At 43.2% G+C, this 13,651-nt stretch carries 10 protein-coding genes and 1 tRNA gene; 10 read left to right on the forward strand and 1 reads right to left on the reverse strand.

The window, feature by feature from the left end:
* Positions 1 to 125 precede the first annotated feature (125 nt).
* From lon to IPP67_06015, 4 genes are all read left to right on the forward strand, one after another.
* Complete coding sequence (lon, locus tag IPP67_06000; protein ID MBL0338718.1) at positions 126 to 2,546, forward strand: endopeptidase La; 2,421 nt, start codon at positions 126 to 128, stop codon at positions 2,544 to 2,546.
* 173 nt (positions 2,547 to 2,719) lie between these two features.
* Complete coding sequence (locus tag IPP67_06005) at positions 2,720 to 3,001, forward strand: HU family DNA-binding protein (GenBank protein MBL0338719.1); 282 nt, start codon at positions 2,720 to 2,722, stop codon at positions 2,999 to 3,001.
* Positions 3,002 to 3,067: 66 nt separating this feature from the next.
* Positions 3,068 to 3,143: transfer RNA gene (locus tag IPP67_06010), tRNA-Val, on the forward strand.
* Between the two features lie 125 nt (positions 3,144 to 3,268).
* Entirely contained in the window at positions 3,269 to 3,526 is a 258-nt protein-coding gene (locus tag IPP67_06015; GenBank protein ID MBL0338720.1) for a BolA family transcriptional regulator, read from the forward strand.
* A gap of 41 nt (positions 3,527 to 3,567) precedes the next feature.
* Here the strand turns inward: IPP67_06015 and IPP67_06020 are convergent, their stop codons facing one another.
* Positions 3,568 to 4,887, reverse strand: coding sequence for an HlyC/CorC family transporter (locus tag IPP67_06020; protein ID MBL0338721.1), 1,320 nt, complete (start codon positions 4,885 to 4,887; stop codon positions 3,568 to 3,570).
* 295 nt (positions 4,888 to 5,182) lie between these two features.
* Here IPP67_06020 and IPP67_06025 point away from each other — a divergent pair, with 295 nt between their 5' ends.
* The 6 genes from IPP67_06025 to IPP67_06050 all read left to right on the forward strand — a co-directional run bounded on the left by IPP67_06025 (position 5,183) and on the right by IPP67_06050 (position 13,632).
* The gene (locus IPP67_06025; protein ID MBL0338722.1) at positions 5,183 to 6,880 is read left to right on the forward strand and encodes a hypothetical protein; all 1,698 of its coding nucleotides are present in this window, start codon (positions 5,183 to 5,185) and stop codon (positions 6,878 to 6,880) included.
* A gap of 57 nt (positions 6,881 to 6,937) precedes the next feature.
* A complete protein-coding gene (locus IPP67_06030) occupies positions 6,938 to 7,927 on the forward strand; it encodes a site-specific tyrosine recombinase XerD (GenBank protein MBL0338723.1) in 990 nt (329 codons plus the stop codon).
* A gap of 114 nt (positions 7,928 to 8,041) precedes the next feature.
* Positions 8,042 to 8,998, forward strand: coding sequence for an acetyl-CoA carboxylase carboxyltransferase subunit alpha (locus IPP67_06035; protein MBL0338724.1), 957 nt, complete (start codon positions 8,042 to 8,044; stop codon positions 8,996 to 8,998).
* Between the two features lie 85 nt (positions 8,999 to 9,083).
* Positions 9,084 to 9,701 carry a LysE family transporter gene (locus IPP67_06040; protein MBL0338725.1) on the forward strand — a complete coding sequence of 206 codons (618 nt, stop codon included), beginning with the start codon at positions 9,084 to 9,086 and terminating at the stop codon, positions 9,699 to 9,701.
* A gap of 248 nt (positions 9,702 to 9,949) precedes the next feature.
* The gene (locus IPP67_06045; protein MBL0338726.1) at positions 9,950 to 11,926 is read left to right on the forward strand and encodes a right-handed parallel beta-helix repeat-containing protein; all 1,977 of its coding nucleotides are present in this window, start codon (positions 9,950 to 9,952) and stop codon (positions 11,924 to 11,926) included.
* A 290-nt stretch (positions 11,927 to 12,216) separates the two neighbouring features.
* Entirely contained in the window at positions 12,217 to 13,632 is a 1,416-nt protein-coding gene (locus IPP67_06050; GenBank protein MBL0338727.1) for an aspartate aminotransferase family protein, read from the forward strand.
* The last annotated feature ends 19 nt before the right edge of the window (positions 13,633 to 13,651 follow it).

Raw genomic sequence — 13,651 nt, forward strand, 5'->3', positions numbered from 1 at the left:
TTAGCATATAAGGGATTACTCATGATGATTGGCCAAGTATGAGTTTCGTTATGTACCAGTATATATTGGTAAAAATTAGTCTTTATTTTGGTCAATTTGTTTAAGGATGATGAAAGGTAAATCGAATGGAAAATTCCCAACAAACCCTCTATCCCATTTTGCCGTTACGCGATGTTGTTATGTTTCCCTATATGATTGTCCCGCTATTTGTTGGGCGTGAAAAATCTGTTCGGGCACTCGAAGATGTGATGAAAGAGGATAAGCAGATCCTATTATTGACTCAACTTGATACCAGTTTAGATGTCCCTTCGAACAAGGATCTATATACGGTTGGAACGGTTTCCAGTGTTTTACAGATGCTGAAACTTCCAGATGATACCGTCAAGGTATTGGTTGAAGGTAGGTATAGGGCCAAGGTGGCCTCTTTTGTTGAGAGTGAGCACTTCCTGCAAGCACATGCCAACATTTTGGAAGAGAAAACAGAACGATCGGTGGAAATAGAGGCTTTGGCACGCTCCATCCTTTCACAATTTGAGCAATATACCAAACTGAACAAAAAATTACCCCCGGAAGTTTTGGTTTCGATTAATCAGATTGAAGATTATAACCGTCTTGCTGATACCATTGCTTCCCATTTGACGATAAAATTGTCTGAGAAACAAGAATTACTCGAAACCGCGGGATTACTGAAGCGTTTGGAAAAAATCAGTGGTCATATTGAAGCTGAAATAGGGCTGTTACAAGTTGAGCGACGGATTCGCAGCCGGGTTAAAAGACAAATGGAAAAAACCCAGCGTGAATATTATTTAAATGAGCAATTAAAGGCTATTCAAAAAGAATTGGGTGAATCCGAAGATGGGCGCGATGAATCTTCCGAGCTTGAGCAGAAAATTAAAAAAACAAAACTAAGCAAAGAAGCCAAAGAAAAAGCCCTGGCCGAGTTAAAAAAATTGCGGACGATGGGCTCAATGTCGGCTGAGGCCACGGTGGTGCGCAATTACTTAGATTGGTTGTTAAATATTCCCTGGCACAACCCTTCTAAAATGAAGAAAAACCTGAATTGGGCTAAAAAGATTCTGGATCATGATCATTATGGTTTGGATAAAGTCAAAGATCGCATCTTGGAATATTTAGCGGTGCAACAGCGGATGGATAAGGTGAGGGGTGCTATATTATGTTTAGTTGGCCCTCCTGGTGTTGGTAAAACGTCTCTTGGTAAATCAATTGCCCGTGCTACGGGACGGAATTTTATCCGCATGTCATTGGGCGGCGTCCGTGATGAAGCAGAGGTGAGGGGACATCGCCGGACTTACATAGGATCTATGCCAGGAAAAATCATCCAGGCCATGAAAAAATCAAAGTCCTCAAACCCCTTATTTTTACTTGATGAGATTGATAAACTGGGCGCTGATTGGCGGGGTGACCCGTCATCGGCATTGCTGGAAGTATTGGACCCTGAACAAAATTCAACTTTTGCCGATCATTATCTGGAAGTTGATTATGATTTGTCGGACGTTATGTTTGTCACCACGGCCAATAGTTTGCAAATGCCGCAACCATTACTTGACCGTATGGAAATTATCCGGCTGCCCGGTTACACCGAAGATGAAAAGGTTGAAATTGCCAAAAGGCATTTAATGCCGAAAATATTTAAGGAAAGCGGGGTTAAAAAGGCAGAATTAACCATTACAGAAGATGCTATTCGAGGTCTCATCCGGTATTATACAAGGGAAGCAGGTGTGCGAAGTTTAGAACGTGAATTAGCCAACCTGGCCCGCAAAGTACTCAAAGATATCTTGATGGACCCTAAATCTCGTAAAAGAATTATTGTTACGGGAAAAAGTTTGGAAAAATTGGTCGGTGTCCGCCGTTTCAATTACGGTCAAGCCGAGCTTAACGATATGATTGGCGTGACCACCGGGTTGGCGTGGACAGAGGTTGGGGGTGATATTTTAACCATTGAGGCAGCGACTGTGCCAGGCAAGGGGAAAATTATTGCGACTGGTAAATTGGGTGAAGTCATGAAAGAATCCGTGCAAACCGCTGAAAGTTTGGTCAAGGCGCGGTCGGCCGATTTCGGCATTAAGCCAACGATTTTTCAAAATAAAGATATCCATGTCCATGTTCCTGAGGGGGCGACACCAAAAGATGGACCTTCCGCAGGGATAACAATGGTGACCTCGATTGTCTCTATCCTTACCGGTATACCCGTACACCGTGACGTGGCGATGACGGGTGAAATCACCTTAAGGGGCAGGGTTTTGCCGATTGGGGGATTAAAGGAAAAGTTACTGGCAGCTTTGCGTTCTGGAATTAAACATGTGCTGATCCCTTTGGAAAACAAAAAAGATTTAGCCGAAGTTCCTGATGTGGTGAAAAAGGGTCTTAAGATCACCTGCGTTCATGAGATTGATGAGGTTTTAAGGGAAGCGCTGATCCGTCCTTTAATCCCCATTCCGTGGATAGAGAACGATGAAGGCCAGGTCGTTCCTTCGTCATTGGTTCCGGCGAAAAAAAATCGTTCAAAAACTGTTTTGGCGCATTAAAGAGAAGCAGGTGTTGGTAATAAAGTCACGTTAGGAAAAAAAAGTGACAGAAACGCAACATCTGCAGTTGACGAAACCAAAAAATCTTGTCTAAAATCATGAAAATCCTTAGTTCATGTAGAACTTGGTTTTCTTTTGTGAGGTTTAACCAATATTTTTAGGGGGAAATTACTGTGAATAAGAATGATCTGATTAATGTCGTTGCTGAAAAAACTGAACTTTCTAAGGCAAAAGCTGGCCAAACGATTGATGCTGTTTTTGCAGCCGTTGAGGCAGCTTTGACCAAGGGTGATGATGTTCGCTTAGTTGGTTTTGGCACTTTCAGCGTTATTAAACGCAAAGCTGTTGACGGGCGTAACCCGAGAACAGGCGCAGCCATTAAAATTCCAGCTTCCAAACAAGCAAAATTCAGGCCAGGTAAAGGTTTGAAGGATTCTGTAAACAAGAAGAAGTAGTTTGTTTTTGTTTAGAACAAGTCGGCTAGTGATAAGTTGATTATTGCTAGCCGATTTGGCTTTTAAGGGCGGTTAGCTCAGCTGGGAGAGCATCTCGTTTACACCGAGAATGTCGGCGGTTCGATCCCGTCACCGCCCACCATATCTTATCGATTTCAACGTCTCCGTTTCACGTGCCTTTGAAAACAATTTTATTGACGTGGCCTTTGGCCTTATTCCTGTCTTCATCCATGATCATTCAGAAAACAAGTGTCGATTTGGTATAAAATGGATATTACAGATATTATCCGTACGAAATTGTTGACTTTGCAACCCCGTCATTTGGAGGTGCAAGATGAATCAGACAAACATGCAGGACATGCAGGACACCGGCCCGGACAAGTAACCCACATTCGGATTACGGTAACATCGGATCAGTTTAAAGGCAAAACCCCTTTACAACGTCATCAACAAATTTACCAGTTGCTAGCATCGGAAATACAACAACTGCATGCGATCCAGCTTTCTTTAAAACTGCCTGAATAACCTTTATTGGGCAGTGTGGGTGAAACTATTCTGTAATATGGCTAATTATAATGCTCGGAAGGGGTTGATAATTCCTGGTTGGTTTCTGATAGGGATTTTTCTAAGAAAGAGACCGGCGTGATCCGCAAGGTTTTAATTTGGTAGCGTAACATATCCAATACCTCAAAGCGTAATCCATGAAATATAAAAACCTGTCCTTTGTCCGGGATACGCCTAGCTTCATGTAAAACCAGACCAGCAATGGTTGAGGTTCGCATATCCGGCAAACGCCAATTAAATTCCCGATTTAAATCCCTTAAAGTTACTTGGCCGTCGACAAGATAGCTGCCATCTGTTTGGGCCCGTACGCCAGCGACATTAATATCTGTTTCATCTTCAATATTTCCTACAATTTCTTCCAAAATATCTTCTAAAGTCACAATGCCCATTAAAACGCCATATTCATCCACCACCAGCGCAAAATGTTCCCGCCTGCTGCGAAAAGCTTGTAGTTGCGATAATAAATTCGTGGTAAAGGGGATAAACCAGGGCCGGTTGGCGATTTTAACTAAATCGATATTTTCGGTTCTGCCTTGATTGGCTTGCAAGGCATGTAATAAAGATCTTGCATGTAAAACGCCAATGACATTGTCTGGATTGTCGCGCCATAGGGGAATACGGGTATGTGGACTTTTAACCACTAAATCAATGATTTGGCCAATAGGTTGATCAATGTCGATCATGGTCAGGTTGCGTCTATGCATCATGATACTGCCCACCTGTACTTTATTTAAATCTAAAATGCTATGTAACATCGCGCCCGTTTGGCGGGGCTGGGAAGTCACCGCAGAAGCATGAAGGTCAATGGCACCGCGTAACTCTTCTTGGGCAATTTGGGAACCGAGTGCACTGGTATGATTGAGATGAAGTATTCCCTGCAACCCAAATAAAAATTTATTGGTCAGCCACGTAAAAGGATAAAGCAGATAAGTAATAAGCTGGATAACCCGGGAAACTGCTAAAGCCATGCGGTCAGCGTTGTTGATGGCAATGGTTTTAGGTAACATTTCACCGAACACAACCACCAAGAAGGTCATCAATATGGTGGCATATATAACACCGCCTTCATCAAAAGACGTAATCAGTAAATTAGTGGCTAAGGCGGACGCCAAAATATTTAACAAATTGTTGCAAATCAGGATGCTGCCGATCACTTGTTCCATATTCTGGCGAAGCTTATTGACACGCGCGGCTTGTTTCTTGCCCTGTCTTTCCAACGCATGCATGCGGGAGCGGGAAGCGGCAGTTAAGCTCATTTCTGCAGCGGAAAAGAAAGCAGAAAGAACCAAAAGTAAGAAGATAATACCAGCCGTAAAGATCATATCGTACCCATCCGTTATTAAAAATCATTAAGAAGGTTTAAAGTATTATTTAGCGATAAATAGGAAAAAACATACCATTATCTCTTGATTACTATTACCGTAAAAGTCACAAAATATAGAAATTTAACTTCACTGTAAGCATACTTATGTAAGGTGATAACATCAAGGATAGCGTTCAAAAGCTTTTTCATTATACAGGAACGTAAGATTACATTTTGCCTATCAGGCAAAATTGGGTTACAGGTTGAAGGACAGTATTACTTTGAATGTTTTAAGCGAGGAAGGGTACGGACATATGTTTTTGTATCGGGTGCTTGCCAGCATTGGGGTTCTAGGTTTTTTAATAGGGCAACCTGCTTTTGCCCAAATTGGACCTTTGGGAAAATTGCCAAATTCCTTGACCATTAGTCAATTCGCCCAAGATCATAGATACCCTTTATATTATGGCCCAATGGCAGAGAAAAAATTTGAAGAAAACTGGGTTGGCAGCAATATCACCCAATTAAATGAAACCTTCGCGCAGCTGTCGGTTAAAACCGCTTCACCTGCTTGGAGAAGAATTTTACTGGCGCTACTGATCCAGCAATCGCCCGCACCTGTTTTTTCCGCAGATGATGAAAAACCTTGGGCGGAAATGCAAAAACTATTGGAATGGCGTTTGTTATATTTGGTTAAGATGGGCGTACCCCAGCTAACAATCGAGATTTTAAAACAGCAGCCGGAAATTTTAAGAAAAGCTGCCACGATAATCAGTTCCCAAATGGACTTACTGATCTTAATAAACCAACCATCGGCAGCCTGCGACTTGTTAAAAGCCAATCCCAATACGGCTCAAACATTGATAGAATATTCTTTATATTGTGCGTTTATGGCAAAAGATACCCAGGCTATTGATAAAATCACCCAAAATACGGCAACTTTACCCGCCACCTCAAAGGCTAATATAATTTTTTTGATGCAAATTGCTAAAGGAAAGTTGAATGCTTTGCCACCCTCTTGGAAATTAACCAAACCTATTGAGTGGGGCTTTTTAAAGTTGGGTCCAAAGAAATTATGGGAATTGTCCTTATTAAAAATTGACAATCCAGGTATTCAAGTGGCCCTAGCCTTAGATAATGCAATTTCGGTAGACGTTAAACTGGGAATAGTTGAACAAGCTTATTACCGTAATGAAATACCCACAGATATATTACAAACCCTATACTCCACAAAAATTTTCACGAAAGCTGAACAGGAGCAAGCCTTATCATGGCCAACATTGCAATTATCGTTAAGGCAACGGGCGGTGATTTGGCAAATGATTAATCTGGCTGATGCAAACAATTCAGATAAAATCAAGCTAATCCTTAAAATTTTGGAATACGCCCAAACAAATGGTACCTATCTGAAAACGATTGAATTATATGAGGGGAAATTAGCAAACATCTTGCCCGACAATGAATTTTCCGCCCAAGCATTCATGATGGCCCATGCCTTATATGTGGGTGGGTTGCCGCAGCAGGCAGAAAAATGGCAAAGCCTGTTTAAGCCACAGCTGGATAATGTACAAGATCAAATTAATTCGCAACGCTTGGCGATTTTAGCCATGCTTTATGATCAAACAGGCACGGCATCGGTTAACTTGACGGATTTACCGGCAACGGTTTTTACAAAAAATAAGAATGAAACCCAACAACGAGTCTCCAGGGTCTTTGCTATTTTAGAGGGGATGAACCTGACCAAAGGGAAAATTTGGCCGGAAATGGCAGCGGATTATGCCAGTGATTCGGAAGCAATGGTTGATGTCAAGGAATGGTTCTTCATCAGCGATGCGGTGCGTGAACGCAGCCAAGGGGAGGCACTGCTGTTGTTATCGTCCCACATTGATTCAAAGGGGTTTGGCTATACCAATGCCCAATGGGCCGCCCAAGCGCTTTTCATTTTGCGGCAATTGGGGCTAAGGGAAGAGGCAAGACAGTTAGCGATTGAGGGATTAATAACGAATGGTTTATAAGAAATAATTGTTCTTATAGCGATTTTTCTATGTTTTTGATGAAGATAAGGGTGGAAAATGGATAAAGAAAAATCACGTCGGTTGCCAAAAGAAGCAAAAGGTAATGTGGAACCGGAAAGCCTTAGGCAAATTGAAGCATTTCTGGACATGATGCGGGGCGAGCGGGGTTCCAGCAAAAATACCTGTGAATCATATCACCGCGACCTCGTCAATTTTACCCTTTTTCTGCATCAAACCAAGAAAAAAATAAAGACAGCGAGTGCGGCCGATATCCAATCATACCAGCGGCATCTGGGGGCTGCTGATTTCTCGGGTAAAACCATTGCCCGGCGCTTATCTTCCCTTCGGCAGTTTTATCAATTCCTGTTAACTGAGGAATGGCGCCAAGATGATCCGATGGTTTTGATTGAAACACCAAAATTAAAAAGGTCTTTGCCCAAAACCGCTACCGAACAAGAAATTATTAAACTGCTGCAAACGGCCGCCCAGCAAAAAAATGCCGATGGGTTTCGGATGTTGGCAATGATGGAACTATTATATGGCAGCGGTTTGCGGGTTTCAGAACTTATTTCCTTAAAAATTTCCCAAATACCCCAACATGGCGGTGTTATCATGATCCAAGGGAAGGGTGGGAAAGAAAGGATGGTCCCGCTGAGTCCGCCTGCTCAAACCGCAATCAAAGAATGGCTTGCACACCGAGCGGAAACGTTAAAAACTGCAAGTGATGGCAAAAAAATCCCATCTATCTGGCTTTTCCCATCTTATAGTAACCAGGGGCATATGACGCGGCAAAATTTTGCCGTCCAACTGAAAAATTTAGCGATCACTGCCAAATTGGATCACCACAAATTTTCCCCCCATGTCCTGCGCCACGCTTTTGCCACCCATCTTTTGGAGCATGGGGCAGATTTGCGGACTGTCCAGCAATTGCTGGGACATGCCGATATTGCGACGACCCAAATTTATACGCATGTGACGGACGATCGTAAGAAGGCACTGGTGCAGAATTATCATCCCTTAAGACAAAAGCCTTTAAAGAAAAAGTGACTTTAATTCCAGTTCGTATATCTTAGGGAGAATAGGTGTTATTATATTGCACAATTTGCGCTTTTAAGTATCTATAATGGTTGTTTATTTTTTAATAAAATGGATATAAACGGAATGCCTACATTTCTGGAATTTGAGAAACCCATTGCCGAACTTGAAGGGAAAATTGCTGAATTCCATCACCTTTCTGGTAACAGCGGGGTGAATATACAAGAAGAAGTTAGCAAGCTAAAAAACAAGGCTGAAAAACTACTCAAGCAAACATACGGCAAACTATCCGCCTGGCAAAAAACCCAAGTTGCCCGTCATCCGGAAAGACCCCATTTTAAAGATTATATCCGTGTTCTGTTCCCCGACCTGCTTGCTTTAGCGGGGGACCGATATTTTGGTGAGGATCAAGCAATTATCGGGGGGATGGCTACTTTCCGCCAGCGTTCGGTCATGGTTATCGGTCATGAAAAAGGTGCGGATACGGCCACCCGTATGCACCATAATTTTGGCATGGCGCGGCCTGAGGGTTACAGGAAAGCCCGCCGTTTAATGGAACTTGCGGACCGCTTCCACCTGCCTATCATTACCTTGGTTGATACCCCCGGCGCTTATCCTGGGGTGGATGCGGAAGCACGCGGGCAGGCCGAAGCGATTGCCAAGTCCGTTGAAACTTGCTTAAAAGTCAATGTACCAATTATTTCGGTCATTATTGGGGAAGGCGGTTCAGGAGGGGCGATTGCCCTAGCTGCCGCCAATCAAATATTAATGTTGGAACATTCGATCTATTCAGTCATTTCACCGGAAGGATGTGCTTCCATCCTCTGGCGCAGCGCCAATTATTCTAAAGATGCAGCCGAAGCTTTAAAATTGACTGCCAGCGATCTTCATCAATTGAAAATCATTGATCGGATTATTTCCGAACCCCTTGGCGGTGCCCATCGCCACGCGGAAGAAGCCATTCATAATGTGGGGCAAGCTATCGCCGAATCTTTGGAGGGTTTGTTGGGTGGGCCAGAAAAAAATTACCGGGAAATGCGTCAGCAAAAATTTTTAGATATGGGCCATCACGGATTAAACTAAGGCATACCATAGAAAACTTTGTTGCCTTATAAAACTAGAATAATTTTGAGCAATTTTTTATCCAACCTATGGCAGATTCCAACTGATGATTCATTCCTGGTTCGATGGGCTGATGATTGGCTTGGGCTTATTTATGGCGATTGGTGCCCAAAGCGCTTTCGTCCTCAAGCAAGGCTTAATAGGGGATAAAGCATTTTTAGCCGCCACCGTCAGTTTTTTATGTGATACCTTTTTACTAACCCTGGGGGTGATAGGGTTGGGCAAGGTCATTGCCCAATCTGATTGGCTTTTAAAATTTGCATCGATTGGTGGCGGATGCTTCCTCATATTTTATGCCTTCCGCTCGCTTTATCAGGCATATCGGGCAATTGGCATAGATTTGTCTGGGACAGCGGGTTTCTCTGCATCATCCCGCGCCATTATTTTATCCTCCATCGGTTTTAGTTTGATAAATCCGCATGCATGGTTAGACGCAGTGGTGTTGATCGGCAGTATTTCCAGCCGCTATGACGGCAATCATCGGTGGGGGTTTTATTTGGGAACCATCGCCTCATCCGCCGCGTGGTTATATGGGTTGGCAGTGGGTGCCAAAATTTTACAACCGCTTTTCCGTTGGCAATTAACTTGGCGGTTATTGCATATACTTATTGCGGCAATGTTACTGGTGATAGCATGGGGCTTGCTGTACCCTTATTTTACGTAAAGAGAGGGTTATAAAAGTTTTATCACTCGTTAAATCTAATCAATCATAAAGGAAGCACTATGTCGTTCAGGTCTGTCCCCATGAAGTGCCATGGATGGGATCCGATATTTTATTGCTAATTATGGAACTTTTTTGTGATAAATGTTCGCCAAATATTTTTATTTTGCAGGTATTGAATAAATAGTGTAGGGTGCGCCTGTGAGTAATTATCAAATATAGTTCGCTATTACATAAGAAATAGGGCACAAATGTTAGCAAAAAACCGATCTTTGCGGCTACGTGGAAGTGTGGCAGCCTTTGCTTTGATCAGCGTGTTTCCTTTAGCTGCTGAAGCGCAATTATCAGGCATTAATCTGGGAATAGAAGGCAGCTGGAGCAATGGGGAGGAGGATTGGGGTACGCAAGCAACGATCTTAGTGCCACTGATCAACAGCCCGGCTGGAATGTTTTATACCATGGCCAGTGGTGGTTGGCAACATCATGATCCCGCTGGTTCAATAGGGTTTGGTTACCGCCATCTTTACGAAGGGGGATGGGGTTGGGGGGTATATGGTAGCGGTGATGCCCAGCGCAGTATCAACAACCATAAATTTTTTGGGGCTACCACGGGGTTGGAAGTTTTTATCCCATCAGGGATTTCAGTATCAACCAATGTTTATGTGCCGCTTGGTAAAAAAAATAAAGTTGTCAATGGAACCGGAAATGCGGGAACAGTGGTTTTAAAGGATAAAACGACTGGCGGTGCCTGTAATCCAACAGCTCCCGCTCAAGTTTGCAAATTAGTGACTGATGGGAGCCAGGCTGCCACCGTTGAACATAACCGTTTTGGGGTGGATTTAACGGTTGCATATGAAATGCAGATGGGTGGTATTTCTGTAACGCCATTCGTCGCTGGATATGTTTTTGATCGCGTTAATAATACAGGATTGGCTGGAATTATGGCAGGGGCAGACCTTAATATTTCCCTGACCGGCGGCATCGCCCTGAATGGGGGGATTAAAGTCCGGTATGATAAAGAACAGAAAGCGGATGTGATTTTAGGCTTGGGTTTGAACATTCAATTAGGGAGTTCGGTTGCGAATATGCCTACTGCTATGCAAAAAGCACCGCGGCGTTTGCCAGCGAGCATGCGGATCCAGCAGGACAAAGGCGCAGTTCTTTTTGATGAACCGGTTATTTGGGATCGGAACACTGCCAATTCCCCGGTTTCCGAAGTGCGGTTTGTGAATGTTAATAATATGGCTCAGGCAGAGATGATTGTTGCCGCTACCGCCAAGGATGGCATTGTTGTATTTAATGGAAATATTACCGCCAATGCGTCGCTGAATATTACCAACGATCATGTGGGGTTAATTAGCGGCTCCACCATCTTAAACCTCAAGGGGGCCAGAACCGGATTAAACACGACATTTACAATGGCCGGGACCAAAGGCACCATTACCCAAAATAATGCGGTTGATATCATTACCGCTACCAACCGGAATAACGTTATCTTAGAGGATTTGACAATCCGTCAGGGTTCTGTAGGGATTTTCTTAAACGGAACCCCTAATGCAAGATTAATCAACCTTGATATTGCTGATACCCAAGACAATGGAATATTTGCGACTTCAGCTGATAATTCCCTTTTTGATAATTTGACAATTGATAAGTCCATGGGTACTGGCATTCGGTTGAATGCCACCAACGGTGCATTATTGAATAATTTGACGGTCACCAACTCTGGTAACTCTGGGATCCATTTGGATACTGTTTCTAATACAAGGTTATTAAATTCTAATGTGACAACAACAACAATGGGTGACGGGGTTATTGTTGAAAGTGGAACTAATGTGCTGGTCGATCGGGTGGCTACGAGCTCTATTAACGCTAGAGGGTTTAATATTATTGCCGGTCAAAATATTACTCTCAGCAATAGTACCAGTAATAATGCCCAGATTGGGGTTTCGGTAGAGAGTTCGAATGGGGTCGCTCTAACCAATTTATTGGTCCAACGCGGGGCAGTGGGTATGAATACAATTGGTATTCAAACAATTGCTGCATCGACAGTGACCCTTACAAATGTGGATGTACAAAACTTTGCTATAGGTTATGTATTCCCAGCGGGTGTAACCCTCACTGACGGCGGCTTCAGTAAAGCCAGTGGTAATACTGCCAATTGTGATGGGGCCAATGATGCCAACGGTAGTATTAGTATTAATATGGGGGCGCAAACCTGTAATTAATGGTACCTGTGAACAGGGCTTGTTTAATCAGATTTTTAATCATACCCTGCTTCCTTTAAGGAAGCAGGGTTTTTTATGTAAAAATAGAATCCATATCATGCAAATGGGTTACTCTATTCAGCTGAAAAAAACGGCCTGGTTAAGATGCGGCATGATGGGGTCATCCGTTTTTCATGTTGCATCTAAGACGTCAGCCTTCTAAAATGCAGGGCAAGATTTTTTCCTGATCATTGATCAGGGCCGATCGCTTCCGGAAAATAGGTAATGATTTTTTTTAGCAGGTTGATGATATGAAGAAACCTGATGTTCCATCTGCAATTTCCAGCCAATCCCATAATTTGACGATTTCGGGCAAAGATATTGCTTACCATTTCCACTCCTATACCAATCCAGTGCTTCATGAAGAAATTGGACCGCAAATCATTAGCAAAGGACAGGGAATTTATGTTTATGACGAAGCTGGTAAAAAATATATAGAAGGGATGGCAGGTTTATGGTGCACGTCCTTAGGATTTAGTGAAGAAAGGCTGATTGAGGCGGCAACTAAGCAAATGCGTCAACTGCCTTTTTATCATACCTTCAATCACCGTGTTGCCCCAATCGTGGCTGAACTTGCCGAACGATTGATTGATATGGCACCCGTACCAATGTCAAAGGCGTATTTTACCAATTCCGGTTCGGAAGCCAATGACAGTATCATCAAGCTGATTTGGTATTATAATAATGCGTTGGGAAGGCACCAGAAAAAAAAGATTATTTCCCGCCATCGCGCCTATCATGGGGTAACCATTGCCACCGCCAGTTTAACGGGAAGGGCAAACAGCCATATTGATTTTGATTTGCCCATGGCAGGCATCATCCATACCGATTGCCCCCATTTTTATAGGCAAGGATTGCCGGGCGAAACGGAGGCAGATTTTGGGGCGCGCTGTGCGGATAACTTAGAAAAGCTCATTTTAAAAGAAGGTCCTGAAACAATCGCTGCGTTCATTGCAGAACCGGTGATGGCAGCGGGCGGGGTTATCATCCCCCCTAAAGGTTATTTTGATAAAGTCCAAGCAGTTTTAAAAAAATATGATATTTTACTGATTGCTGATGAAGTGGTTTGCGGTTTTGGGCGTACCGGGAAAATGTTTGGCTGCGAGCTTTACAATTTAAAGCCTGATTTTATCACATTAGCCAAAGGCCTTTCCTCAGCTTACTTGCCCATAGGGGCGGTGTTGATCAGCGAAAAAATTTATGAAGTGGTGCGCCAAAATGCCGATAAAATCGGCACTTTTGCCCATGGGTTTACCTATTCCGGCCACCCAGTCAGTGCAGCCGTAGCGGTTGAATGTTTAAAGATTTATGGGGAAGAAAACACCCTTAACCATATTCAACAAGTCAGTGTGCTATTCCAAAAACAACTGCAAGCATTACAAAATCACCCTTTGGTGGGGGAAGTTAGGGGTATTAGTGTCTTGGGGGGGGTAGAATTGGTTGCCGATAAAAAGACTCGCCGGGCATTTGATGTGAAAATGAATGTAGGTCGGGAAGCTTTAAAATTCTTGTTAAAAAAGGGGTTGATTTTAAGAAACTATGGGGACACCATCACCTGTTGCCCACCGTTAATTATTAATGCCGAACAAATAACCATGTTATTTAAGTTATGGCGGCAAGGACTTGATGATACCCAATTTTGGCTGAATAATTCCTCAGCAAGTTGATAGATAAAGGAATAAACCA

Source organism: Rhodospirillaceae bacterium (assembly GCA_016722635.1).
Lineage (GTDB): Bacteria > Pseudomonadota > Alphaproteobacteria > JAEUKQ01 > JAEUKQ01 > JAEUKQ01.